Raw genomic sequence first — 26,664 nt, forward strand, 5'->3', positions numbered from 1 at the left:
GAAGTCCTTTGTCTTTTAAAATAGGCGCAATTATACAGTTTTATGGATTAAACTTTACTTTAAATCAAAAATATCATCATCGTCAGAAGATATTTTAACTTTTGACAGTTCATTTTCTTCAGCCATATCTGCCATTGTCCCGCTTATAAGTCCGTTCATTTTCAGTTCTACATCAGAAGCACTCGTCGCATTGTTAAGCGCTTCTTCTTTGGAAATAACACCTTCATTGTAGAGATCCAGAATAGCCTGGTCAAAACTTTGTGATTTGTAATGCTCTTTTCCTGCTTCAATTGCATCACGAATTTCGTAATCTCTGTTTTCCAAAATAAGTTTTTCAATTGTCGGAGTCCGTACCAGTACTTCAAGAGCGGCGCGGCGCTTTCCGTCTACAGTAGGTATCAGCCTTTGAGAAACTACTCCCTGCAAAACACCTGCAAGTGAAAGACGCACACGATTTTGCTCATCTGTCGGGAACTGGGCAATTATACGGTTGATCGTCTCTTTCGCATCCACTGTATGCAGTGTTGAAAAAACAAGGTGACCGGTGTCTGCCGCGTGCAGGGCAAGGTTTATCGTCTCCTGATCCCGCATTTCCCCTACCAGAATAATATCAGGATCTTCACGAAGTGCTGCACGCAGAGCTGTTCCGAAAGAGAGGGTATCCTGTCCTACAGAACGCTGATTGATGATACAGTTTCTGTCCTTGTGCACAAATTCGATCGGATCTTCAATGGTAATTATGTGCTTTTTCTTAGTAAGATTAATCTCATTGACAAGTGCTGCAAGTGTTGTAGACTTACCGCTTCCGGTCACACCCGTCACAAGAACCAAGCCTCTTTCTCTTTGTGTAAAACTTTTGACAATATCCGGTAAATAGAGTTCTTCAAATGAAGGAATTTTGATAGGAATCACACGAAATACTGCCGACACTCCGTCCATCTGAAAAAATATATTGACACGGAAACGATTGTTTTCATCATAAGGATATACCAAATCGAGCTCTTTTTTTTCAACAAACTCGGCAAAACGCCCTTTTAAAAGTTCTTTTGCAAATATCAAAGCATCCTCTTTTGTTAAAATACCACCGGAAAACTGGACAATATTTCCATTAATCCTTGCCCGAATTACAGCATTGGCCTTTACATGTAAGTCACTGCCTCCCACCTCAATCATTTTTTTCAGATGCAGACGTATTTTTTTTAACTGCTCAAATGTTAACTTACTGACATCAACCTCTGTATTCATAATGCCTCCAATATCTCTTGGAATGCTTTTTTAAATGCTTCCAAACCATCATCTATTTGCTTTTGCAGTACTTCATCCATTTTAACACCGGTATCTTCTATCTGTGTGAAATGTCTGTTAATGATTTTTTTATCAATCGGCAAAGCTGCTTTTTTAGAACCGTTATGCGCATGGAAAGCTTTTATGGTATCTACAGGGGCTGTATTGACACTGTTATACGCCAACAGTTTTTCGATGTAATAATAGGGCGGCAGAGAGTCGTCTTTTACTCCGGTACTGGCAAAAAGAGCCCTGCATCCCTCTACATTCATACTCTGTATCTCTTCATAGATGACAGAAGTATTGTATATGCCTGTCAATCCTGTTTCTATACCGTTTTCTTTTAAGAGTATATCAAGTGCCCGGTCGATTCTGCTGACAAAAATACTGATAACAGTAGGCACGCTTTTGCCATATATTTCACTTCCTTTTTCAAAAGCCTGCGCACAGTATATGGCTTGGGATTTTTTAAAAATCAATGTTGCGTTCACAGGGATTCCAACAGATGTCAACGCCTGCATCGCTTCATACCCAGCTTCTGTGGCCGGAACTTTTATCATAACATTTTCTCTGTTTATCGCCTTAAAAAGCCTTTTTCCCTCTGCAGCAGTTGCCTGTGCATCATCACACAAAAAAGGATCAACTTCTATACTGACATATCCGTCATCCCCTTTCTCATACAAGGGTTTTAAAATATCTGCTGCTTTTCGTATGTCATATATTGCCACTGCTTCATATTTTTCTTTTGGAGAAAGCGCATCCAGTGATGCAAGTTGCTCTTTGTATGCAGGAGAGCTTAAAATTGCATTCTTAAATATTGCCGGATTTGAAGTGGCTCCATTGATTATTTTTTTGTCTATAAGTTCTTTAAATTCTTTGTCCAGGTAATCTCTTTCTATAAAATCAGCCCATAATGAAAACTTCAAATCTTCTATATACATTTTAATTCCTACTGTTTAGTAATTTTTGAAATCTATTATAACCCAATCAATCTAAAATTAAGCTAGTTTCTTTGGTACTGTAAAATGAAATACAGTACTGTTTTTTTCACTCTCAACCTCTATTGTTGTATGAAACTGTTTTTGCATTATCATTTGTGACATGTAAAGGCCAAGTCCTGTCCCATTCTTGCCTTTTGTACTGAAATAAGGTTCAAAAATAGAATCAATATGCTCTTTTTTTATCCCTCCCGCATTATCTTCAATTTCTAACTGCAAGGCATCTCCCCGGTTCTGTACACGAATAATTATTTTCGGATCTTTAATCTCTCTTGCAATAAGTTCATCAACGGCGTTATTTAAAATATTCAGCAGTACCTGAATAAGTTCATTGGTATATGTATTGATAACTGCACTGTTTTTTTGCATATATAAAATTTTTATATATGTTTCTTTGAGTCTCGGTTTAGTAAAATTAATCGCTTTTTGTATCAACTCGTTTATCTCTATGGAATTTATCTCTTTTTTGGGATGAAAATAGGTTTGAAAATCATCAATCGTGGCCGAAAGGTAGGCAATAGTATTGTTTATCTCTTCAAAAGCGGTTTCATATTCTTTTTCTCTGATCTCTTTTCCCAACAGGCGTTTTATCTGTAAATTTGATATATTGAGGGTGACAGTTGAAAGAGGCTGACGCCATTGGTGGGCTATCATGCTTATCATCTCTCCCATAACCGCTTGTTTGGACTGTACAGACAATATTTTATCTTTTTTCGTCAGTTCATCCAGCTGCTTTTTGAGCATATTTTTCTGTTCAATGATTAAACTTGCCGCTTCATTCATACGCTTTTGATAAAAATAGATAATGATACTTACAAGAATAAGCACAAAAGAGATATACGTCACCTGAAACAGAGAATACGATACATGTACAAAAGGCTGTATCGGTGCGATGAGCAAGAAAAACACCATTGCCGCAACCCAAAAAAACACATACCTGTCACTTCCAAAGTAGAGAAGAATAATAGGGTAGGTAAAAATCCATATATGTTTTAATTCTTCAGGCTTGCTCATATAAACCAGGAGTAAAAACAGTATACTGTACTGCAGAGTCATCAAAAAAGATATGACTTTAAAATACTTTTTATTGATACGTAAAGCCAACATGAGTCCAACAGCACTTAACAATAAAACAGTTTCTACAGGAATAAGCGCCGGCGTTGCTCTGAGAATATTTGCACTGATCCCAAAAATCAATCCGGCAAAAGAGAGTAAAAAAACAATATTCACCATTTGAAATTTATTTTTTAATTCACTATCATCTTCTTTAAAATCCCAGCCACTGGTAAAAAAGTTCTCTAACAATTTGTTTTTCATGGTAAATATATCTTATCCTGCAGTTCTTTATACTCACTTTGTACATCACTGTCCAAAGTAATTCCACCGCCGCTTTTATAAAAGTACCCCTTGGCACTCTTTTGTATAAAACGTATCATCACACCGCTGTCCAGGCTGTTCCCGTCAAACACACCAAATACTCCACTGAAAAATCCGCGGGCATAGCCTTCAATATCTTCAATAATATTGACGGTACTTTTTTTGGGTGCACCGCTTATACTCCCCGCCGGAAGAAGTGTTTGCAATATTGTACCGAGTTCTTCCTGCCAGTTTACATGTAAAGAACCGCGTATATGGGAGCTTATCTGTAAAAGTTTCTTCTCCCCGGCTTCTATTGTCTGTATATAACGAAATCTCTCTACTGTAACATCAGAAGCGACCATGGAAAGATCATTTCTGAGCAAATCTACTATCATAATATGCTCAGCCATCTCTTTTTCATCGGCTAATATTTTTTTCTCGGCATTGACTTTGGCAGCATCAATAGTGCCTTTCATAGGAAAGGTATGAATCGTATTGTCGGCTATTTGTATAAATTTTTCAGGAGAAAAGCAGAGAAACTCATCTTTATAACGCAGTTTATAATGCGCATTTGCCACCCTGAACATCTCTTTTAAAGTAAGGTCTGTTTTTACAGGTGTCTGTTGGGTAAGATTGAGGATATAGGTCTCACCTGATTTAATCTTTTCAATAACAGCATCAAATTTTTTTTTATACTCTGAAAATTTTATGGGATCAGTCTGAAGGGTATGCAAATGTTTTTTGAAACTGTATTTTTCGTTAATACAAAACTCTATATCTTCTTTTTCCAGGTCTTCAAGAAGAATTACCTCAACATTTTCCCCTTTAAAGTCACTTATAAACAAAAACGGCTTTTTCTGTTTTGCCAAAACATTTATTTTCTCAAAACTCATGCAATCAGTTTTTTGAGTATAGCCATTCGTATATTAACCCCGTTACTCACCTGCTCCAAGACCTTGCAACGCTTATCTTCGAGCATTGCATCACTGATATCGATATTTCGATGAACTGGTCCCGGGTGCAGGAGTATAATCTCTCTGTCTCCAATGAGTTCCTCCGTTATACAAAAATCGCTTGCATAGTCTTTTAACGAAGCGTAACTTTGCGAAGAGTGTCGCTCTGTCTGTGTACGAAGACTCATAATAGCATCTACCTCGTCAATAATCTCTGACAAATAATGAGTTGTTCTTAGACGGGTTTTTGGCAGAAAATGCGGTGGTGCCACCAAAATCACCTCCATTCCAAAACGTGTTAAAAGTTCTATATTTGAGTTTGCAACACGGGAGTTTTTAATATCTCCGACAATAGCGATTTTTTTTCCTTCAAGTGAGCCAAAGTGCTCCTTGAGTGTATACAAATCCAAAAGCGCCTGAGAAGGATGGGCATGGGCACCGTCGCCGGCATTGACAATGCTAGCCTTGGTATGCTTTGAAAGAATCTGGGGCACACCCGCATTTTCATGACGGACTATGATGGCATGTGGTCCCATAGCATCAAGATTCATTGCCGTATCTACAAGTGTTTCACCTTTTTTTGTAGAACTTTTTGCAACATCAAGATGCACTATTTCAGCACCGAGTCTTTTTGCGGCTATTTCAAACGAACTTTTTGTTCGTGTCGAATTTTCAAAAAAAAGTGTAATAATAATCTTGTCTTCTAAAATTCTTTCAAAACGGCCATCACTGAATTTTTTTGCATCTGCCAACAACTTTTGTATCTCTTCTTTTGTAAAATCATCAGTGCGTATTAAATGCTGCATTTTTATCCTAAATTATATAATTTACAAATTATACAGGAGTTGGCTTATAGTGTCAATATCCTCTTGAATTTTCAACACACCAAATCCGCTTTTGTCAAAATAAGGCCGACTGATTTTATCAAAACCAGCCTCTTGATCCCGGCAGTTAAATCCAACTACATGCGCAATATTTTTATCTTCCAAAGCTTTTTTACTCAACAGAGTATCATTAATGCAGCCCAAAGAGCAGTGTGTTACCAGGAGTGCGGGTGCTTCAAACTCTGCTATCAGGTCAATAATCATATACTTTTCATCCACAGGCACATATAATCCGCCCGCCCCTTCGATTATCAATACATCACACAGTTTCTCAAGCTTTTGCACAGTTACATGTAATCTGCTCTTATCAAGCGCCTTACCGCCTGATGCGACAAAAGGAGCGGCAGGAAGCTCATATGATACAGGAACTATATCTTCTACATGTAAACCCAAAAACTCCGGATTTAATTTTTGCACCAATGTCAAAAGTTCACTTCCATCAGGATAAAAACCATCAACAACACCTGTTTCTATCGGTTTCATCACACCTACACGCAAACCTCGCGAAGCAAATGACTCCAGTAGAAGTTTTGTAGTATATGTTTTGCCTATATCGGTATTGGTAGCTGTTACAAAAATACGTTTTGCCAAATCTATTTCCTTTTTTCAAATTATATCATAGAAAACCAAACTATATATTGATAACCACTATCGATATTAATATATACTTAAGAAAGAGCATGCTACAATTTCAAAAATTGATACTAATTATCATTAAAAGGCTTCTTATGTCAGACACAATACTAAAATCAAAAATACAGGCCCTGCTGCAGCAATCTGCTTATGACAAAAGTGTTAAACTCATTTGTCCTATTGTTAAAATACTTTCTATGAGATATCCATATCTTTCAAAAAATAAAATTTATACACTCGCAAAGTCTCTTGTATAGTATGAAGATAAAAGAATATATCGGTTCTATTATAGTGAAGGTATTGAAAACAGCAATGATTTAAAAATAGCACAAGAGATGGGTGTTGACTATATACAGGGGTATCTTTTTAAAGAGAAGTTTATAAATATTTGGAAAAATGATGAAAATATATGCAGATGATCATCAGCACACTGCCAAATGGCAAGTGCTGAGAATAAAATTAGTTTGTATCTTGGTTGACAATTTTATTTGCTGAAATCCAAGGCATCATTTCACGTAACTTTACACCGGTTTGTTCAATCAATGAAGCACGGGCATTTGCTCTTTCTGCATTCATACGAGGATACCCTGCCTGACCTTCAAGTATAAAGTCTTTTGCAAATCTGCCGTCTTGAATCTCTTTGAGAATCTCTTTCATTGCCTCTTTTGATTCTTTGTTGATAACACGTTTGCCAGAAACATAGTCACCATACTCAGCAGTGTTTGAGATAGAGTATCTCATATCAGCGATTCCGCCCTCAAACATCAGGTCAACGATAAGCTTGAGTTCGTGAAGACACTCAAAGTAAGCCATTTCAGGAGCATATCCGGCTTCTGTCAATGTTTCAAAACCGGCTTGAACCAAAGAAGTAACACCGCCGCAAAGCACAGCCTGCTCTCCAAAAAGGTCAGTTTCTGTTTCATCTTTGAAAGTTGTTTCAATAATCGCAGTACGCCCGCCACCGATTGCAGAAGCGTAAGAGAGTGCCAACTCTTTTGTAGTTCCTGAAGGATCATTTTCAATAGCAATAAGATCCGGAATACCACCGCCGCGTACAAATTCAGAACGTACGGTATGTCCCGGAGCCTTTGGTGCAATCATAGTAACATTAATATCTGCAGCAGGAATAATACTCTTGTAGTGAATGTTAAAACCATGACCAAAAGCGATCGTATCGCCCGCTTTTAAATTTGGTTCAATCTCTTCTTTGTAAATTCTTGCCTGATCTTCATCAGGAAGAAGAATCATAACAACATCTGCTTTTGCAGTAGCTTCAGCAACTGTTAAGACCTCAAATCCTTTTGCCTCGGCTTTTGCCCAGCTTGCGCCGCCTTTACGAAGACCGACAACAACATCTACACCGCTGTCTCTAAGGTTTTCAGCGTGTGCGTGCCCCTGAGAACCAAATCCTATCATTGCAACTTTTTTGCTTCTGATTATATTAATATCACAATCTTTATCATAGTAAACATTTAATGCCATTACATTTCCTTGAGCTTCATGGGTATATCCCTTGAAAAATTTGTCGCATTATACTCTATTAATAGTAAAACTTTTATTATACTAAACTTATATTGCCATCCCAAAGCAAACTTAAGCATACCAGTAACTCATCAAGAGGTAAGATGTGAAGTAGCTATTCTGAAGGCTCTACTAGTAGAGTTGAAAAATAGATGCTTTGCAGATTGCCTCTTTATGTGTTATCCAAAGGACGATTAAAAGAACATACACTTGACTTCGTTACAAATCCTTGAAGCTACTAGTAGCTCCTGCGAATTTGTGCCTCGCAATTGCATATTCTTTTAATCGCTGGTATGCTTAAGTTTGCTTTGGGATGGCAATAACTTCTGTTAAATTATCTGAGTTAATCTCATACTCTGTATAATATGAAAAAATTTGGAGAAAAAATGAAAAAATTCAACCTTTTTAATGAAGTTGTTACAGTTGATAAATCAGAACTGCTTAAAGCAATAAACTCTGCAAAAGAGTACGGCATCAATATAGACGGAGCAATAAAATATGTGCCTTTTGACGAAACAGAAATCCTCATCTATCAGGGCAGGCATACACCTCTGCCGATGAATGCACTCTCATCGGCAAAAACACCTTCTCTTGCAGAAATATTTGGTAACAATTATCAAATCACCGAAAATGAACAGCAGGTACTTATAAAAGCATTTTCCAATTGGCAGGAGTTGATTAGAGTGAATACACCCCGTGCCTCCTATGATGATACAACAGGCGACGGTGTTGACAAATTTGCCGATGAAACACTTGAAGAGATAGGCTGGAATGCAACAGAATTTGACATAAACTACAGAACGCTTGTTGATATCCTTGAAAAAGAGTGTGAGGGAACACTGCTGTGCATAGAACAGGAAGATCCGTATAAATTCAGCGGACTGGGTTTTTTGGATGATAACACACATGCAAAAGAAATTCTTTTTTCCTACTGTCAAAATGAGATTAAAAAATTAATGAGCGAAGATCCTTTATATACAACAGAGAAACTTACTGACGATGAAAAAGAAGCAGCTGAGTATTTCAAATGTCTTTAAACAAACAAAAAATTACTATAGAGTATAAATACAGAGGATCAATAGAGTTCCCCGATACTCCTGAAGCGAAAGATATTTTTTTTAAAACAAAACAGGCCTATGCGAATCATGAAAAAATGAGCATAAACCTTCTGTTTTGTGATGCAAAGCTGGCAAAATTAAAAAAGTATCAAAAAGGCGGCGCAGAAAAAGAGCTGCTGAACCTGGATTTTTATATAAACCTGGGTGAAATTCTGGGTTTTCCCACAAATGACGCCCAACAGTTAAAAAAGCGTATTCAAATTATCAACGACACGGCACATTCAAGTTTCAATATTACAAAAAGGCTCAAACTTATCAACAAAAAACAAAAATCACAGGCCAAACAAAGTTATCTTTTTTGGGATATAGAAAATTTTTCAAGTATTGCCTCGATTTTCAATGATATTATCGAGCCTTACAAAATTTCTGATACCAATATTTTTTTAGCAGCAAACCCTGATTCCCTCTATCTTAAACGAGCGGAATGGGAGGCAAATTTATATGATTACGGCAAAACACTCAACTCATTTAATTTTATAAAGTGTGATCATGGAAAAAATGTGGCAGATGATGTTTTACTGCAGAATTTTCAAGATGCCGGATTAAAAAATACAAATGTCTTTATTTTGACTTTTGACAGAGAATTAAAAGAACGTTTCAGCGAAATAACCCATCCAAGTAATAATCTTTTCATAATGGCTCAATAAGCTTTTCCTGTGGTTCGCCAAGGTAATACCCTTGCGCATATTCTATACCAATTTCTCTGACAACATCCAACACCTCGGCAGAGTGCACAAACTCTGCTATGACTTTTTTCCCAAGTTTTTTTGCAAATACCACAATTGTTTCGACAATCAAGCGCGAATTTTGATCCTGATGAATATTTTTAATCAGCGAACCGTCTATTTTCATATAATCACATGAAATACTTGTCATATATTGAAAATTGGCAAATCCGCTTCCAAAATCATCAATGGCAATGGATGCGCCTGATGCATAGACTTCTTTTGTAAAATCGTTTACGATATTTTCGTTCGTATACTCCTGTGTTTCCAGAATTTCTATTGTTAACTGCTTTGCAATATTATACTCTTTGATTTTTTCAAAAAGAAAATTTCGCATTTTTTCGCTGAATATGTCACTGAAAGAGAGATTGATGCTAAAGTCCAAACCGTTGCCGGCAAAAAAAGAAAATGTTTTTTCTATCATAATTTCGGTTATTCGAGGGTAGAGCCTTATTTTTTCACTGATTTCAAGAAAAAAATAGGGAGAAAGAATTTTTCCATCAGCTTTTCTCAGGCGTACAAGTGCTTCATATTTTTCAATTTTTCCTGTTTTTATACTAAAAATAGGCTGATAGTACGGAATAATGTCATCATTCTCTATCGCTCTTTTAATCTCATTTGCCATTTGCAGATTTGACTCATATTTTTTTGCAAGTTCTAAAGATTTATTGAAAATCAAATAGGGTTTGTGCGCTTTTTTCGCAGCTTTAAGCACCATATCGGCATTAGCCAGACCGGTTTTTTTCTCATTGATATATGCTGCTGAAACAGTCACCGAAACATGAATAACCTGATCTTTTACCAAAAACTCTTTTTGTTCTATATTACTTATAAGCTCTTGAATGGTATTTTCAATAACAGTATAGGTTTGTTCTTTATTTGAAATAATGGCAAACTCATCCGAAGGCAACTTAAATAATTCCATTCCCTCACGTTTTGTAAATTCGTGTAAATATTGCGACATTTTTACCAACACAGTATCGCCTACCGCATGCCCGTAAAAATCATTTATAGTAGTAAAATCATCAATATTTACCAAAAAAACTGTTTCACCCACACACTCATCTATCCTGTGAAGCAGACTCAATCTGTTTGGCATCTCTGTCAATTTATCAAAATATGCCTGTTTGTAGATAAACTCCGCACTTCTTTGCACTCTTTTTTCAAGTTCGGCATTTAACTCAGCCAACTCCTGCGATACGCTGTTTGCAAGGTTTGCAAGGGCATATTCTGTACTCACTGCGAAATCTTTTTTGTGTATAACACTTTTTCTGTGAACACTCTCGAGTGTTTTATTGCTTTCGCTTAGACCAAGCAGAGTAATGGATTCATTAAGCAAATCACTTTTTTGATTAGAAAAAAATTCTCCATAAGTAAAAAAACCGCTTATGTCGCCAAGCGTAGAGAGTCCTTCTAATTCATACTCTATATATTTTTCCATAAAACGTCTTCTTGCCATACAGGAGTAAACAAATACGGCTTCGGGTTGAAACTGAAGTCTGTCAAATATTTTATCCAGCTGATATTCACCGCTTTTTAGCAGATTATCAACATTGCCTACACCAAAACGGACTTTCTCACCCTCGTCAAGATTGCCGGCAAAGGTCAACGAACCGTCTTCGTGTTTAAACAGTACTGCCCTGCCTATGTTCACCCCGTCTTTTTCAAATATAAGTGGAAATTCTATACCGATTTTAGGAAGATTTTGAGCCAGTTCTTTGCCCATATATTTTGCATACATATCTACGGCGCTTATACCGTCTATTTCATATACTCTGTTTTTAACTGCTTTTGTAATTGTAAGCTTCTTGCCTATAGGTGTCCAGTCAAAACTGTAGTGGGTAAAAACATTCAATGCATCAGAATTCAAAGTAACACCGACTGCTCCATTCTCAGTAATATGCTTATTGTTAAATACAAAAGTTTTTTTGAGTTCTCCGTTGTCACCGGCCAACCCGCCTGAAACTACGATGTTTGGATTAATACTGTTAATGCCCTTTAGGAACTCTTCCCCGTTTGTGTGGAGTCCGTCAGCAAAACTGATGAGTGCTTTTGTATTGGGACGAAGAATTTTTCTTAATAATTTTTTACCGCAGATATAGCTCATTTGTGTAGAATCGGCATGCTCAACAAGGATAGCCTTCAACTCTGTCTTTTCAAATTTCGTAAAGGTTACAACATGCTTTGATGCAATATAAATATCTGTATTGTGCAAGGCACCATCTGTTGTTGTCCCGATAATCGTAGTCTGGGGATAAGTTGTTGCAAAATAGTTTTGTATCTCTTTTATCTCTTGTAGATTATTATTTGCACAAAATATTTGTATAAGTGTTTTAGAGTCTGAAGCAAAAGGCTTCATTTTTTTTAATTCTGATATATTTTGAAACGTTATAGTTTTATTTAACATAGTTATATTGTAGTAAACTGAAGCTTTAATATCATTGATACCATAGCAAAGCAGTAGGAATATTGCTGTGAATGTTAAGATATCTCAGGGGTTTTAGAGGTGCCTTTAAGTTGTAAAAATCTTTGTAAAATAATCATTGCTGAAAGTGAGTCCACTCGACCATCGCGGATATATTTTATTTTACCTTTCATCATCTGCTCCGCTTCAAGTGAGCTGCCGGCTTCATCCTGATAAAAGATTTCTCCCTCAAAAGCAACCAGATTCATAAAATGTTCAATACGTCTGCGCATCTCATCTTCACTGCTCCCGCCCAGAGGAATGCCTATGACAACCGCATCAGCTTCCCACTCTTTTATGGCTTTTTTTACTTCCAGTGAAGCCTGGTTGCGGTTTTTTCTTATAATGGCGGGAAGAGGTGTAACGATCTCTTTATGTGCTGAATATGCCAATCCGATACGTTTAAGCCCCAAATCTATTGCAATATATTTCAAAACTATTTACCCAGACAAAAAGAGCCGAACATTTTATCAAGCATTTCATCATTTTCAAACGGACGGGTAATGCCTGCCATTGCCTTTACAGCTTCATTGAGATGAAAAGAAAATATTTCCAATTCCTGATCCTTGAGCGGTTCAAAAGCCTCTTGTATATTTTGCATTGTCGCTTCAACTGCAGAAATTTGACGCTCAGAGATAAGCATAATCTCATCACTTACATTGTTTGAGTCCATAATTTCTTCAAGCTTTTTAACCAAAGCCGTCACATCACTCTTGGAATTCAATGCCAAATCAAAAGCCAAACCCGGCAAGTCAAATTTTTCTTCCAGGTCTATTTTATTTTTAACAACAAGTATCTCTTTTTTTTCTTTGTTTGAGGCAATAAGTTTTACTATTTCTTTGTCTTGTGCATCTGCAACGCGCGAAGCATCAAACAAAGCTATAACAATATCACTTTCACGGATTGCCTCAAGGCTACGCTGTATTCCAATACGCTCTATTTCATCGTTTGATTCACGAATACCGGCAGTATCTACAATTCGTATAAGATGTGTGCCTATTCTGACCTGTTCTTCTATTGTATCCCGTGTTGTGCCGGCTATATCACTGACTATCGCACGGTTATAATTAAGCAGGGCATTCAAGAGTGAACTTTTACCAACATTTGGCTTCCCGATAATAGCCACCTTAAACCCTTGCATCAATCCCTCTCTTGACTTTGAGGCAATAAGGGTTTTTTCGAGCAGTGTATAGAGTTCCTCTAGTTTTGATTCTATCTGTGCTACCAAATCCTGAGGCAAGTCTTCTTCTGCATAATCTATAGTAACCTCACTGTATGCCAGAATATGAATAATCTCATCTCTGACCTGCTCTATAAATTCTTTCAAAGAACCTTTCATCTGAGAAGCCAAAATTTTTGCCGCATCTTCACTTTTGGCTTCTATAAGCTGTGCTATGGCTTCTGCTTCACTCAAGTCAATTCTTCCGTTTAGAAAAGCCCGTTTTGAAAATTCACCGGCATTGGCAAGACGTGCCCCTGCTTTGAGTGTTGCTCTGAGAATACTCTGTGCAACTATAAAACCGCCGTGACACTGTATCTCTACAACATCCTCAGCAGTAAAAGAGTATGGTCCCTGAAAGTAAATAACTATCGCTTCATCAATAAGCTCATTTTCATTATTGTAAATATTTGTGAGTGTGGCATGTCTGGGGATGAAATTCTCTTTACATGTAAGCTGTTTTGCTATTGTCAGAGCTTTTTCACCACTCAGACGAATAATAGCAATAGAGCCAATGCCATTTGCTGTTGCAATGGCAGCTATAGTTTCATTCATAGTCTAGTTGTTGTGATAATCATTAATGATTATGTATTTCAGACCGTCTTTTGTAGAACGGATAACTACGTATTTGTCCGGATACCGTTCACGCAACTCTTTGAGTGCAATTTGTACCAGTACACCGTCAAGTATTTTTGTCTGTGCCCGTCCGTCTCTGTCAATATTTTCATAAACATTTGTTAGGTATCTCCCAACCGACTCTTCCTGGTTTTTTAAAAACTCTGCTATCTCAAGACGTATTTGCAAACCATATTTTGTATTAATCCAATTAAACAGCATATAAGAGAGCGCCTTGTATCTATAGCCCTCTTTTCCTATAAGAAGTGCTGCATCTTCACCCTTAAACTCAACCAAAAGTGTTTCTTTATCATAGGCTGAAACTTCAACTTTTTCTATGTCAAAACAGATAAGAGCAAAGAGTTGGTTAATGTCTTTTTCAACCTCTGTAACAATTGTTTCTATATTTGGAGTATCGCTCACTTCTTCTATTGCTATGTCATCATATTCATCATCATAGTCTGCTGTATATGCAAGCCCACTCGCCAAATCTTCTTCGAGTTCATCTTCATCCTGATCACTTACAAATGACGTAGGCATAATTGTATCGTTGAGCATTGTATGCTGTTGTATATCATCATTTGTATCCGGCAAAATTTCCGGAGCCTTTTGAGGAGTCTTTTGCGGTTCTTTTTCTTCTTTGGAAATCTCATTTTTTATTGTTGCAACTATTATGGCTTTCTTTTTAAAAAAGCCTAAAAAGCCACTGCTTGGAGCCTGTACAACTTCAACAGCCAGCTGCGTTACAGAGCAGTCCAGTGCAGTGGCTGCATCTTTGAATGCACCTTCCAGGGTTACTGCCTCAATCTTAATCATTACTTTTTCTCACTGCTTTTTTCAATTGCCGCTTTTGCATCTTTGGCATTTTTGAACTGCTGATTTACAATATACTGCTGTGCAATTGAGAACAGATTGTTTGTAAACCAGTACAGCACCAATCCCGAAGGAAAAGTTACAAAGAAAAATGTAAATATGACAGGAAGATATTTGAATACTTTTTCCTGCATAGGATCTGTAAAGTTGTTCGGTGTCATACGTTGCTGTAAAAACATAGACGCACCCATTAAAATCGGCAGCACATAGTACGGATCCATACGGGACAGATCGTTAATCCACAGAATCCATGGCGCACCCTGCAGTTCAACAGCATTCAAAAGTGTTCTGTAAAGCGCGAAAAACACAGGAATCTGCAATATCATAGGGAGACATCCGCCCAATGGGTTGGCACCGTGTTTTTTATACATCTCCATCGTAGCCGCATTGAGACGTTGCGGATCTTTTTTGTACTTTTCTTTGAGCTCTTTGAGTTTCGGTGCCAGTTCTTTCATTTTTTGCATAGAAACCATACCTTTGTATGTCAAAGGATAAAGTACAATTCTGATAATTGCCGTCAATGCAATAATAGCCCATCCCCAGTTTCCAAAAATTCCGTGTAACCAGGAAAGCAGTGCAAAAAGAGGTTTGGCAGCAAAAGTAAACCAGCCGTACTCTATAGCATTTGTCAGCATCGGATCAATCGCTTTAAGGACTTTATGCTCTTTTGGTCCGATGTATCCGTGTATGTTCTCTTCTTTGCCTGCTTCAAAGTAGACAACAGGGTTGTCATCTTTTCCGCGTTCAACGATGACATTCGTATCTTTTTTAAATCCATAGAGTATAATCGCAGTGTACTGGTCAAATGATGATGCAAGTTTTACACCCTGAAATACTTTTCTGCCCTCGGCATCACCGTCTTCAATAATATGCACAACATCATCATCTGTATAGATGAGTGCACCGGCAACTGCCATAAGCTTTTTGGAAACCTGAGGTCTGTCTCCCAGATAAACATAATATCTGACATCCTGCGATGTAGATATTTTTGCATCATAATGCCCATCTGCATAAAATGTCAGTACTTTTGTAACGGTAAGATTTGACAACTTTTGTGTCAGCGTAACAGTAACCGGCTTGTCGGATAGCTCCACACTGCTTACATTTGCACTATATGCCACTTTTGTAGCTTCATCATTAACAGCATCATCACTGAAACGGATATAAAGCGGTTTCGTTCCAAATTCCGGAATAACCTGTGCGTGCAGATTGTCATCATTTCGGAACTTTTCTTCAAGCAACTCTTTTGAAGAGATACGTCCGAGCGTGTCAATTTTTAAGATAAAATTCTTGTTTGTAATTGTAACGATGGTATTGGATATGCTTTTATCTGCTTTTTCTAACTCAGATACAGCATGTCCTGACGCCTCTTCTACTCGTGATGCAACATCTTTGTTCTGTGTATCTGTTAAAGACGCAGCATTTTCTGTTTTAGCATTCTCTGCTACCTTTTGTTCTTTTGGCGGAAATATCGCAGTATAGCCTACGAAAAAAATTATTGACAATAGTACGGCGACTATCAGTCTTTGGTTTGGTGACATTTTGTCTAACACAAATTACCCTTTATATAAAAAATTTTTTATGATGTAATAGCGGTTTTTTTTATTTGGAACCAACCAATATTTTACAGTATCAATTTCAAGTTTAGCGGGCTCTAAAGAGAGTTTGTCCAGGAGTGGATACTCTATTCCGCCGTCAAAAAATTGATTGCAACGTAGTATTCTAGTAAAAGAGTGGTAAAAAGCACTTGAAATTGAATTATTTTCGAAATTTATACGTGCATATTCGCTACATGTAGGATAATAGCGGCATGATCCATAGCCGATAAGTGTAAAAAATTTCTGATAGAACCATAAAAGCTTAAGTAAAAGTTTTCGCACGGGTTAATACTTTATGGAAATCATTGGTGAGTTTTTCAAATGGTGCGTCAAAGATTGCCGCTTTTGCAACAAATACATAGATACCATCTTTTAGTGAATAGGAGTACTCACAAAAAAGCGCACGAAGACGACGCTTCGCCCGATTACGCTTTACCGCATTGCCAAGTTTTTTGGTGGCGGTAAAACCTACTTTGCGTACTCCTGGTTGAGGAAGGAAAAAGAGGACAACACTCTGAGAATGCTGGTTTTTTCCTTTGTTGTAAACATATTGAAACTCTTTATGGAGTTTCAGTGTGTTGAATCCGCCTATACTGTCAATTTTTTACGACCTTTGGCACGACGACGATTAATGATGTTACGACCATTTTTAGTAGCCATTCTGGCTCTAAAACCGTGTGTTCGCTTTCTAGGTGTATTGTGTGGCTGGTATGTTCTTTTCATTCGACATATCCTTATCTGATTTAAGTTCGGAAGTTTACAAAAACTTTACTTAAAGCGTGGTTAAGCACCTCTCCACAAATAACCCCAATTTCAGAAGCTTAAAAAGAGGGCTAATGTAAGGCGAAATTCTGCATGAGCTACTAGTAGCTTAAAAGATTTTCAACGAAGCAGTAGCTCTCTTTTTAAACTTCCCTTCGGGCAAAGAGCAAATAGCCCTGTTGCGTCGTTAGATTCCTTTGGATTAACCAGTTAGTCCTGCAGAAATCTGCCTAGCACTAGAGCTATTTGCTCTTTGCTGAAATTGGGGTTATTTGTGGAGAGGTGCTTAAGGTTCTTAAGAAACCTTAACTTCCACCTCACCGTTTACAACGGTAAATTCAACATGAGAGCCCTCTTTCACTGTACCTTCAAGAATCAAGTCAGCCAAACGGTCTTCCACAATTTCGTACAATGCTCGTTTGAGCGGACGTGCTCCGTATACAGGGTCAAATCCGGCTTCTGCAATATACTCTTTTGCCTCTTCACTTAAAGAAAGTTCAATATTTCTCTCTTTGACTTTGTTGACAATCTCGTTAAAGAATATATCAACAATTCCTTTAATTTGTTCTTTGCCAAGCGCATTAAAGATTACCACTTCATCAAGTCTGTTCAAAAATTCAGGCTTAAAGGCTTTTTTAAGTTCAGCCATAACCATGCCTTCAAGTTCAGGACTTCCTGAATAAGTGATAATTTTGTCACTTGCAATATTTGATGTCAGGATGATAATAGTATTGCTAAAATCAACCGTAACACCTTTGTTGTCTGTCAAACGCCCGTCATCAAGCACCTGAAGAAGCATATTGAACACATCAGGATGTGCCTTTTCCACTTCATCAAAAAGTACAACAGAATAAGGTTTTCTTCTTACAGCCTCTGTAAGCTGTCCTCCCTCTTCATAGCCGACATATCCAGGAGCTGCACCCACCAAGCGTGACACAGCATGTTTTTCCATATATTCACTCATATCAATTCTAATAAGTGCATCCTCAGAGTCAAACAAGAACTTCGCCAAAGTTTTTGCAGTCTGTGTTTTACCGACACCTGTAGGCCCAAGGAACATAAAGCTGCCTATCGGTCTGTTTTTGTCGCTCAGTCCTGCTTTGTTGCGTTTAATAGCACGAGCAACGGCATGCGTCGCCTGTGACTGTCCTACAACTGTTTCATTCAGCACATCTTCGACATGCAGGATCTTGTCTTTCTCGCTTTGCAGCATTTTATTTACAGGAATACCTGTCCATCTGCTGACAATAGAAGCAATTGATTCTTCATCAACAGAATTTTTCAAGAGAGTTCCCTCTGCCTGCATTCTGTTCCACTGCTCATTTAAGGCTTTTTCTTCTTCAATGAGTTTTGGAATTTCTCCATACTCAATTTCTGCAGCACGGTTAAATTCAGAACGGCTTTTTGCAAGCTCTGCTTCACGGCGTTTTGCTTCTATTTCTGCTTTAATAGCTGAGATTTTTTCAAACACCTCTTTTTCTGTTTGGAACTGAGACTCAAGTTTTCTTACTTTTTCTTCAATATCAGCCAACTCTTTTTCTATCTCTTCAAGTCGCTTTTTATTCGCAGGTGTCTCTTCCATCTTCAGTGCTTCTTTTTCAACCATAAGCTCTGAGAGCTTACGTTTTGCAGCACTCAGTTCATTTGGTTCAGACTCTATTTGCATTTTGAGTTCCGCTGCTGCTTCATCGATCAGATCGATCGCTTTATCCGGCAAGAACCTGTCTGCTATATATCTGTCAGAGAGTTTTGCCGCAGCGACCAATGCACTGTCTGCAATACTGACATTATGGTGAGCTTCGAGTCTCTCTTTGATTCCGCGAAGAATCTGAAGCGACTGGTTTACACTCGGTTCATCCACAGAAATCGGCAGGAAACGGCGTTGCAGTGCAGCATCTTTTTCAAAATATTTTCTATACTCTTTGAGCGTTGTTGCACCGATTGTATGTAATTCTCCACGGGCAAGCGCAGGTTTCAGGATGTTTGCCGCATCCATTGAACCCTCTGATGCTCCGGCACCGACTATAGTATGAATTTCGTCAATAAACAGAATAATATTCCCGTTTTCTTTGACTTCATCTATAACCGCTTTGAGTCTGTCTTCAAACTCACCACGGTATTTTGCACCGGCGATCAATGCCGACATATCAAGCGCAACCACACGCTTGTTCTGTAAAGAAGTTGGAACATTGCCACTTTGAATTCTCTGTGCAAGTCCTTCAACCAGTGCTGTTTTACCAACCCCAGGCTCTCCTAGAAGCATTGGGTTGTTTTTCGTTTTACGGATCAGAATCTGCATTGTTCGCGCTATCTCTTCATCACGTCCGATAACCGGTGCGAGTTTTCCCTCCGCTGCTTCTTTTGTCAAGTCAATACCATACTTGGAAAGTGCTTCTAATGTTTCATCCGCTGTTTGCGAATCAATTTTCGCACCGCCGCGAGCTGCTTCAAGCTCTTTGCTCAACTGCATGACATCAACATATTTTGGCAGTATTGTTGAAAACGGCTCTGTATTTAAATTTGCCAATATATATGTATCTACAGCAAGATAAGAATCTCCGTTTTTTGTCATCAGACCTATACCGTTTTCAAGTGTTCGTACAAAATCCTGGGAAAGTTTGATATTTTCTTTTGTCACACTTGAAGATTTTGGCAGTTTTTCTGCCATACTTTTAATATCTAATTCCATTGCGACTTTATCTATACCCAACTTGTTAAACATTTGGTTCAGTACAGAATCCGAATTTGTTAAAAGTGCCCACAAAAAGTGTACCGGCGTCACTTCCTGATTTTTGTTATGTAAAGCTAAAGACAACGCACTCTCAATCGCCTCTGTCATATTATGTGTTAGTTTCTCAAAAATGTTATTCATCTCTCAATCCTTTTTTTTATTTATGCTGAAAGTATACCTTTTTGCAAAATATCATTTTGCTACTTTAGTTGCAAAGCGTTACAATTATACCGACCTGAGTCTTTATTTGTCAAGGAAGTTAAACAAAATCATTCATTAGATTTTTTTAGCACTCATAATAATCTCTCCTACCCAAAGGAACAAAATGTGTTTTTATTACGATTTAAGACAAATAAACAACCACTTTGTTCAACTATTAGTCAACTCAGCAATAAAAGCACACTTTATTTTTAAGCATAACAGTCATTATTTTTATAAATCATCAAAAACATGACAAACCACAATAAATTTTCCAATAAACTAACATTATTGGTGTTCATTTATTTTTTAATATACGAGTCATTTGTGTTATAATGTTAGTTGATAGAATAGTTATAAAGCTGCAAACGAAAAAGGATATTACGGATTATGGATAAACAGTATAAATATATTTTGTATATACTTTGGTTAACTGGTATTATTACAATTGGATTCATTATATATAAATACTTTTGTATTGAAAATAATTCTACATTGTTAGGAGCTTTTGGAATATTGATATCTGCTTTTTTGGCTTCAGTCACTATGGCTAGGTCCTATGCACAGAATGAAAGATTTAATCAAGAAGAAAAAAATAATAATGAATTTAAAATAAAGAAATTTGCTTTATTGTCTGCTTTAGATATATACCATGCATACAATCAAAGTGATAACTCCTTAGAAACTTTAAGAGAACTAAAACATGAATATGCAGACAGAATAGAAATAAGTAGTGAATTACTCAAAGAGTTTTATGATGATTTATACTTAGCCGTTGACTTATTATATGAAGATCCTGAAGAAGTGATTATCACAAAAGTTTCTTTAGCAAACAATAGACTACTGACTCAAGCTGATTTACTTCAAATTAGACATCCATTCAAAAGAATAGAAAAGTAATAAGTTTATAACAAATCGTAGCAACAAAAATATATTATTGAGTTTTGAAGGAAATAAATGGACACGATACAACTTTCTATTGATGTAGATGAATACAAAAAAAAGTTATCTATAAACCTTTTCGAATTAAGAAAATTAACTACTGGTGGACATTTTGGAAACAATCCTCCCTTAGTCTTTTTAGATACAAATATTTTACTTTGGCTATATAGAATTAATAATGCTGCCAGAACAGAAATTTTATATTTTCTTCATGAATTAAAAAAGAATAATCGACTATTTATTCCATCATGGGTCGTACATGAATATAATCATCATATACAAAAAAGAGAGGATAATACTCTATTCCCATTTAAAAAACCTGCAAATGAAATAAAAACTAGATTACAGTCAATAGAAAAATATTCAAAGCTCATTGTTGATGACAATTATATACAAGGAACAGAATATGAAAGTGGAAATGCCTTTTTAGATGAATTAGATCAGACGACAAAAAAATTTGAAAAGCTTTTGAAAACATTAACGAATTCTAGAAATACAAATATTGACTCTATTCAGATAGAAATAGAAAGATTAATAAATGAATGTATATTGGATAGTGATTTAAACTCTTTGATGGATAATGCAAAAAAATCTGCTGAAATAAGAATAGAAAATCGAGTTCCACCAGGTTTTTTAGATGCAAAGAAGCAAGAAAATAAATATGGTGACTATATATTATGGCAAGAAATAGTTTTAGAGTGTAAAATAAAAAAATGTTCAGGAATTCTTATTTCAAATGATATCAAACTTGATTGGTTATACTCTCCTAAATATATCTCAGATAAAGTTCCAAATAATGGTACAAAAGATATAAAAATATTCTTACCACATCCATTCTTAAGTACCGAATTCAAACAAACAGTGGGAAATAATTCAGAATTTATACCTATAAACATAGAATTATTATCTCATTTATGTTCTTCTGTAAAACATAATCCACAATCACATCAAGAATATAAAAATTTGGCAAAAGCAGTTGCTATTGAGTCATCCAGTTGTGATACATACTCGGTAATTAGTTGGTTTTTACAGAATGAAGATAAATACAGTGATGCTATTCGTAGTGTTGCATCGTATATACAATCACCAGATGAAATTAATGAAGATGATTTAAAAGAGTATATTGAACAAAATATTCCTAATATTGATAGTAGTAAAATAAAACTACAAGAAATTATTTGTGAGATATTTATTTAGATATAACAAAACCTTGGAAGGAAATAAGTGACCCTAGCGGGTAACTTATTTCTCAAGTCAACCGTTAATGGAATTAAATATTTTTATCTTTACAAATTTATATTATTATTGTACAATATTGTAAAGATAAAGGATTGACTATGAAAAGAGCAGTTAACTTAAGATTAGAAGAAAGTGTGATTATGACACTGAATCAATTAACAGAAGAATTAGATACAACCAAAACAGAAGTAATAGAAAAAGCCATAATCTTTTTTTCAAAACAAAATAATTTAAAGCATAATCAATTATTACAGTTTGCAGGTAAATTAAAAAGTAATGATGCTGATACTATGTTGCAAAGTATTACTGAAGATAAGAATTCTAAAGACTTTGAGTTAAACCTTTAATGAAAAAATATTTAATTGATAGTGATATATTAATATATTTTTTAAAAGGGAAACAAGAAGTTGTTCAAATGCTATCTCAAATTCCAATAGATGATTTATATATTTCGAGAATAAATTATACTGAATTGATTTATGGTGCATACAACTCTTCAAAAATCAATCAAAATTTAAAAATTATAGAGCCCTTTTTAGAAAATTTTAAAATATTAGAATTCACTCAAGCATCAAGTTTAGTTTTTGCAAAAGAAAAAGCTAGATTGAAAAAAAATGGTAATATAATTGCTGACATGGATTTAATGATAGCAAGTATAGCTATTGCTAATGATTGTACTCTCATTAGTAATAATATTAAGCACTTTGATAGAATACAAAACCTAGAACTTAAACCAAAGCTATAACAAGTACGAGGATCCCTAAACGTGCCGCTCAGCTTCGCCGTTTATATGAGTCCTTTTTTTTCATAACGAGCAAGCATACTTTTGTTACCGCTCACTCCGCCGCTATGTATATACATAATGGTTTCATCAGTTTGTTCCAAAAGTGCCTGCCACATTGCCGGAGCATAAAGTAAATCAAACTCAATTCCCTTTACATGTAAAGCCTTGTATATCTCATAAAACTCCTTATAGGGTTTTGCAAAATGGTATTTTCTCTTTGGTTCCAGGATAACAAGATTGTCCGGAATTTCTGCCAAAGCACGCATTTGCTTTTTGAGATAGCTGCTGTCCCCTATGCAGGGTGTTGTATAAACTCTGTACTCAGGTAAAGCAAGTGCTAAAAAAAGTGCTGTTGTCCCTGTACCGGAAGGTGTTGCGACTGCCTTTACATGTAAGTCTCTGCTTTGTTCCTGTATCTCCTGCGCTAAAACTTCCAATCCTGTTTTTGCTTCCTGTACTGCGCCACCCTGATCAACAAAACAGGTTTTTGCATTTACATGTAAGCGCAAAGAAGCAATAAACTCTTTATAAAAATCATTTTCTATTTCTCTATGCTGCATACCTAATTTCAGGGCATGCGCATAGTTTCCGCCGCCTTGCTCTTTTTGTGTTGCGGAGAGTTTTTTTGTATAGTAAAGAAATTTCCATTTTTTTTTCTGACATAAGGCGGCCAACGCCAGCATAGCATTAGACTGTGTTCCGCCGTAGGATATCAGCGTATCATAAATATTGTCTGGAGTATTTAAGAGCGTGTAGAGTTTTCTGTATTTGTTCCCTGCCAAACAGGGGTCAATGAGGTCATCGCGTTTGACAAAAAACTCTCTCTCTTCTAAAATAATTTTAGAAAGAGGAGAGTTTTGCATGCCTAACTACTTAATAGATGCTTTTTTCTGCAGTTCATCCATTTTTTTCTTCATAACAGCTTTAAATTTTTCCATTTTCAGACGCTGTTCTATAAATGCTTTTACCTCATCAAAACTTCGTGTCAATGAAGGTTTTTTGTCTTCCACATAAATAACATGGTATCCAAACTGTGTTTTAACCGGCTTTGATGTCACTTCGCCTTTTTTCATAGAAAAAACTTTATCATTAAAAGCAGGTACCATTTGCCCTTTACTGAAATATCCAAGATCTCCGCCTTTTGATCCGCTAGGTCCTGTTGACTCTTTTTTCGCAAGCTCTATAAACTTTTCTTTGAGTTTTTCTCCGCTTAAATGTTTCAACTGCGCAATGATTTTTTCTGCTTCCTCTTTGGTTTTTACTAAAATATGGCGGGCATGCACGCTCTCTTTTTCATTAAATTCTTCTTTGTTTTTGTTATAGTAGTCTTTTAACTCTTTTGTTGAAATTTTAATGCCGTCAAGCAGTTTCTTCTGCCAAACCTGAATAGCAAGCTCTTTTTTCATTCTTTGTTCAAGCTTATTGTATTCATTCTTATACTCCGCAGAGTTGATGATACCGGATTTTTTTGCATCATCATAAATCAACTCTTTGCCTATAAGCTGTTGTAAAACCTGTTGTCTGAATGCAGCCTGACGATCAGCCGGTACCTGGTTAAATCGCCCCTGTGTCGCCTGCATCAGCTCCTGGTCAACTTCTTCTTGGGTAATTGGTTTTCCGTTTACTGTCACTAATGTTTTTGCACAGACGACTGAACCTGTCAACAACAGGGCAGATAATAGCATTGTAATTTTATTCATTATAGAGTTCCTTACTAAATTGATAAAGAGAAGTTTAATAACAATATATTAATAGTTATTAAACAGATTCATTTTCATAGCTTATTTTAAGGTATTTGTCTAAAATATACTCCAGTTTGTCTCTTGTTAGCGGCTTTGAAAGATAATCATCAAGCCCCTCTTCCAAAAGCATCTCCTTGTCCCCTTCCATTGCCATTGCTGTCAGGGCAACAATCGGCGCCTGTGATTTTAGGAGCATCATATCTTTAATCTCTTTGGTTGCAACAATCCCGTTCATATACGGCATATCTATATCCATAAATATAATGTCATATTTTTTCTCTTTATACATTTTTACCGCTTCAAGTCCGTTAGAGGCGGTAGAAACATCTATGTTATACTCTTCCAGGAGTATTTTTATCAGACGCTGATTGATAAGATTGTCTTCCACAACCAAAGCCTCGGTTTTATCTTTGAGAGTAAGTTCATTTTTATCTTCATTGGTATATTTGTAGCTGTTTGCCATATACAGATGTTTGGCTATCACACTGGCCAGCAATGGTTTTTCTATCACTTCATCAATAATGTGTGTCATCTTTGTTTGCAGTTTTTCATCTTCATCCAAAAGAAAAACAACAGGTGCCTGCTTTTTATATGTCGCCAGATCCAGTATCCACGATGAATCACCCTGGTCACCTACCACATAAAGCTCATCTATATCTGTATAAATATCAGCATTGAGTTCGGAAGATTTTGTCACATCAATAGCAAAAGAACGCAAATAGGTCGTTAAGAAATTGGCATCATCAACTTTTTCTTTATCCAGTAAAAGCACTTTTGCTTTTTTATTTGGCATCATTTTGTAGTTTTGCCCTCTTGAAGCTTTAAAATCAAGAACAAAATTCACGTAGGTACCGTTGTCTAATTCACTTTTTATACGTAATTCTGATCCCATCAACCGTACCAGACCGCTTGAGAGGCTCAATCCTATGCCGAGTCTCTCATCTGCATGACTGCCTGCGGTAAAAGGTTCATCCATAAGAGATATCTGTTCTTGAGACATCCCCTGACCATTGTCTTTGACACTAAAACCGACAGAACAGGCTCCGTTTTGGAGTCGTTTTAAAAGTTTTACTTCTATAATAACCTTGCCGCCATGCGGTGTAAATTTAATTGCATTTTGAATGATAGAACGCATAACCTGCAAAATTTTGTTTGCATCACCTTCGAGTTCCTGTGGCAATTTCGGGTCTATAAAACTCATAACCTGTACCCCGTTGTTGCTTGCCTTGTCAAAACATGTATATATGAGTTTTTCCATTGCGACAAGAAGATTAAAAGGTTCGGACTCCACTGTAAGACGCCCGCTTTGCAACTGCGCCAAATCCAAGAGACTTTCAATATTATTCATCAGATTTTTAGAAGAATAATCAATCATATCAAGGTATTCATTTTGATGTTCGTTAAGACTGGTTTCTTTGAGCAGCTCTATAAATCCGAGAATACCATTCATCGGAGTTCTAAATTCATGCCCTATATTGGCCAAAAATTTTGTTTTCAGCTTTTCAACCTCTTTCACCTGCAAACGTGCTTTTTCCAACTCTGTAACATCTTTTAATTCCAAAATATACAGCTTCATGTTTTTTGAATACCTGTGACACTTTGCTTCAATACTGAGAAGTTGCCCCTTAGCATCAGTCATATTTACCCTGTAACCATCGCTTTTGTACTTTTTAATATAATCCAGCCAACTTTTGTCAGACTCGGTAAAAATCTCTTCACTCTCACTCAAAAACATATCACGAATACTTTCATTGGCTCTTTTAAAATCTTTTATATCAAAATAATTCATTGTAGTGAAAAAAGTTTTATTCGCACCTATCCATCCTTCACCTTGTAAAAAATAGAGCATCATTGTATCACTGCTGTCTGCCACTTCAATAAAGAAATCTTTATCCAATTGTGAAAAAAGTGTCTCCTTTTTTTTGCCTGTATCATACACATGCGTGTTTTTTTGTTTTGAAAACAGTGAAAATATGCCCATATTTTACCCCTTTTTAAAAGTCATTGCTTTGATTATAACAT

Annotated in this window: 26 protein-coding genes; 7 read left to right on the forward strand and 19 right to left on the reverse strand. The window is 36.4% G+C overall.

Translation table 11 applies throughout. From position 1 onward, the window contains the following. Positions 1-54 precede the first annotated feature (54 nt). Genes MLC35_RS08935 through bioD form a run of 6 tightly spaced genes read right to left on the reverse strand, consistent with a single transcriptional unit; the run spans position 55 to position 6,069 of the window. Complete coding sequence (locus MLC35_RS08935; RefSeq protein ID WP_434636640.1) at positions 55-1,245, reverse strand: type IV pilus twitching motility protein PilT; 1,191 nt, start codon at positions 1,243-1,245, stop codon at positions 55-57. After that, the gene (locus MLC35_RS08940) at positions 1,242-2,225 is read right to left on the reverse strand and encodes a transaldolase (protein WP_434636642.1); all 984 of its coding nucleotides are present in this window, start codon (positions 2,223-2,225) and stop codon (positions 1,242-1,244) included. Before MLC35_RS08940 ends, MLC35_RS08935 begins: the two co-directional genes overlap by 4 nt. A gap of 57 nt (positions 2,226-2,282) precedes the next feature. Beyond that, entirely contained in the window at positions 2,283-3,599 is a 1,317-nt protein-coding gene (locus MLC35_RS08945; protein WP_434636644.1) for a sensor histidine kinase, read from the reverse strand. Then, a complete protein-coding gene (locus tag MLC35_RS08950; protein WP_418640579.1) occupies positions 3,596-4,534 on the reverse strand; it encodes an aminodeoxychorismate synthase component I in 939 nt (312 codons plus the stop codon). The genes MLC35_RS08945 and MLC35_RS08950 overlap by 4 nt, the downstream gene beginning before the upstream one ends. After that, positions 4,531-5,400, reverse strand: coding sequence for an aspartate carbamoyltransferase catalytic subunit (locus tag MLC35_RS08955; RefSeq protein WP_151899790.1), 870 nt, complete (start codon positions 5,398-5,400; stop codon positions 4,531-4,533). The genes MLC35_RS08950 and MLC35_RS08955 overlap by 4 nt, the downstream gene beginning before the upstream one ends. 21 nt (positions 5,401-5,421) lie before the next feature. Beyond that, positions 5,422-6,069, reverse strand: a complete 648-nt coding sequence (bioD, locus tag MLC35_RS08960) for a dethiobiotin synthase (protein WP_151899789.1) — start codon at positions 6,067-6,069, stop codon at positions 5,422-5,424. Positions 6,070-6,206: 137 nt separating this feature from the next. On the opposite strand from bioD, the gene MLC35_RS08965 reads away from it, so the two are divergent. Then, a complete protein-coding gene (locus tag MLC35_RS08965; protein ID WP_434636647.1) occupies positions 6,207-6,368 on the forward strand; it encodes a hypothetical protein in 162 nt (53 codons plus the stop codon). 202 nt (positions 6,369-6,570) lie between these two features. Here the strand turns inward: MLC35_RS08965 and ilvC are convergent, their stop codons facing one another. Next, the gene (gene ilvC / locus MLC35_RS08970) at positions 6,571-7,593 is read right to left on the reverse strand and encodes a ketol-acid reductoisomerase (RefSeq protein ID WP_151899787.1); all 1,023 of its coding nucleotides are present in this window, start codon (positions 7,591-7,593) and stop codon (positions 6,571-6,573) included. A 425-nt stretch (positions 7,594-8,018) separates the two neighbouring features. Here ilvC and MLC35_RS08975 point away from each other — a divergent pair, with 425 nt between their 5' ends. After that, positions 8,019-8,669: a hypothetical protein gene (locus MLC35_RS08975; RefSeq protein WP_418640583.1), complete on the forward strand. Its 651-nt coding sequence runs from the start codon at positions 8,019-8,021 to the stop codon at positions 8,667-8,669. After that, positions 8,660-9,397, forward strand: a complete 738-nt coding sequence (locus tag MLC35_RS08980) for a hypothetical protein (protein ID WP_418640584.1) — start codon at positions 8,660-8,662, stop codon at positions 9,395-9,397. The genes MLC35_RS08975 and MLC35_RS08980 overlap by 10 nt, the downstream gene beginning before the upstream one ends. Here MLC35_RS08980 and MLC35_RS08985 read toward each other — a convergent pair. The 9 genes from MLC35_RS08985 to MLC35_RS09025 all read right to left on the reverse strand — a co-directional run bounded on the left by MLC35_RS08985 (position 9,381) and on the right by MLC35_RS09025 (position 19,878). Continuing rightward, positions 9,381-11,834, reverse strand: a complete 2,454-nt coding sequence (locus tag MLC35_RS08985; RefSeq protein ID WP_434636649.1) for a bifunctional diguanylate cyclase/phosphodiesterase — start codon at positions 11,832-11,834, stop codon at positions 9,381-9,383. The two genes, MLC35_RS08980 and MLC35_RS08985, sit on opposite strands and share 17 nt — an antisense overlap. A gap of 122 nt (positions 11,835-11,956) precedes the next feature. After that, positions 11,957-12,373, reverse strand: coding sequence for a Holliday junction resolvase RuvX (gene ruvX / locus MLC35_RS08990; RefSeq protein ID WP_434580161.1), 417 nt, complete (start codon positions 12,371-12,373; stop codon positions 11,957-11,959). A gap of 2 nt (positions 12,374-12,375) precedes the next feature. After that, entirely contained in the window at positions 12,376-13,713 is a 1,338-nt protein-coding gene (mnmE, locus tag MLC35_RS08995) for a tRNA uridine-5-carboxymethylaminomethyl(34) synthesis GTPase MnmE (RefSeq protein ID WP_434580163.1), read from the reverse strand. A gap of 3 nt (positions 13,714-13,716) precedes the next feature. Continuing rightward, positions 13,717-14,589: a Jag N-terminal domain-containing protein gene (locus MLC35_RS09000; RefSeq protein WP_346389874.1), complete on the reverse strand. Its 873-nt coding sequence runs from the start codon at positions 14,587-14,589 to the stop codon at positions 13,717-13,719. Then, on the reverse strand, positions 14,589-16,199 hold the full coding sequence (yidC, locus tag MLC35_RS09005) for a membrane protein insertase YidC (RefSeq protein ID WP_434580167.1): 1,611 nt from the start codon (positions 16,197-16,199) through the stop codon (positions 14,589-14,591). Before yidC ends, MLC35_RS09000 begins: the two co-directional genes overlap by 1 nt. Positions 16,200-16,202: 3 nt before the next feature. Next, on the reverse strand, positions 16,203-16,526 hold the full coding sequence (gene yidD, locus MLC35_RS09010; protein WP_434580169.1) for a membrane protein insertion efficiency factor YidD: 324 nt from the start codon (positions 16,524-16,526) through the stop codon (positions 16,203-16,205). Further along, complete coding sequence (gene rnpA / locus MLC35_RS09015) at positions 16,507-16,845, reverse strand: ribonuclease P protein component (RefSeq protein ID WP_418641414.1); 339 nt, start codon at positions 16,843-16,845, stop codon at positions 16,507-16,509. Before rnpA ends, yidD begins: the two co-directional genes overlap by 20 nt. Next, on the reverse strand, positions 16,833-16,967 hold the full coding sequence (gene rpmH / locus MLC35_RS09020) for a 50S ribosomal protein L34 (RefSeq protein ID WP_013327469.1): 135 nt from the start codon (positions 16,965-16,967) through the stop codon (positions 16,833-16,835). The genes rnpA and rpmH overlap by 13 nt, the downstream gene beginning before the upstream one ends. 334 nt (positions 16,968-17,301) lie before the next feature. Further along, the gene (locus MLC35_RS09025; RefSeq protein WP_434636650.1) at positions 17,302-19,878 is read right to left on the reverse strand and encodes an ATP-dependent Clp protease ATP-binding subunit; all 2,577 of its coding nucleotides are present in this window, start codon (positions 19,876-19,878) and stop codon (positions 17,302-17,304) included. Positions 19,879-20,325: 447 nt separating this feature from the next. Between MLC35_RS09025 and MLC35_RS09030 the strand changes: the two genes are divergently transcribed. The 4 genes from MLC35_RS09030 (at position 20,326) to MLC35_RS09045 (ending at position 22,861) form a co-directional block, all read left to right on the forward strand. Next, positions 20,326-20,835, forward strand: a complete 510-nt coding sequence (locus tag MLC35_RS09030; RefSeq protein ID WP_434636651.1) for a hypothetical protein — start codon at positions 20,326-20,328, stop codon at positions 20,833-20,835. A gap of 57 nt (positions 20,836-20,892) precedes the next feature. Next, entirely contained in the window at positions 20,893-22,074 is a 1,182-nt protein-coding gene (locus tag MLC35_RS09035; protein WP_434636654.1) for a PIN domain-containing protein, read from the forward strand. Between the two features lie 140 nt (positions 22,075-22,214). Beyond that, positions 22,215-22,463: a hypothetical protein gene (locus tag MLC35_RS09040; protein ID WP_346389869.1), complete on the forward strand. Its 249-nt coding sequence runs from the start codon at positions 22,215-22,217 to the stop codon at positions 22,461-22,463. Beyond that, complete coding sequence (locus MLC35_RS09045) at positions 22,463-22,861, forward strand: PIN domain-containing protein (protein WP_346389868.1); 399 nt, start codon at positions 22,463-22,465, stop codon at positions 22,859-22,861. Before MLC35_RS09040 ends, MLC35_RS09045 begins: the two co-directional genes overlap by 1 nt. Before the next feature lie 41 nt (positions 22,862-22,902). Here the strand turns inward: MLC35_RS09045 and MLC35_RS09050 are convergent, their stop codons facing one another. Genes MLC35_RS09050 through MLC35_RS09060 form a run of 3 tightly spaced genes read right to left on the reverse strand, consistent with a single transcriptional unit; the run spans position 22,903 to position 26,623 of the window. After that, positions 22,903-23,763 (reverse strand): 1-aminocyclopropane-1-carboxylate deaminase, encoded by an 861-nt coding sequence (locus MLC35_RS09050; protein ID WP_346389867.1) that lies wholly within the window; start codon positions 23,761-23,763, stop codon positions 22,903-22,905. 6 nt (positions 23,764-23,769) lie between these two features. Continuing rightward, positions 23,770-24,600, reverse strand: coding sequence for a peptidylprolyl isomerase (locus MLC35_RS09055; RefSeq protein WP_418640594.1), 831 nt, complete (start codon positions 24,598-24,600; stop codon positions 23,770-23,772). A gap of 58 nt (positions 24,601-24,658) precedes the next feature. After that, positions 24,659-26,623 carry a response regulator gene (locus MLC35_RS09060; protein WP_346389866.1) on the reverse strand — a complete coding sequence of 655 codons (1,965 nt, stop codon included), beginning with the start codon at positions 26,621-26,623 and terminating at the stop codon, positions 24,659-24,661. Positions 26,624-26,664 lie beyond the last annotated feature (41 nt).

Origin of the sequence: Sulfurimonas sp. NW7, from assembly GCF_051132265.1 — a bacterium.
GTDB lineage: Bacteria > Campylobacterota > Campylobacteria > Campylobacterales > Sulfurimonadaceae > Sulfurimonas > Sulfurimonas hydrogeniphila.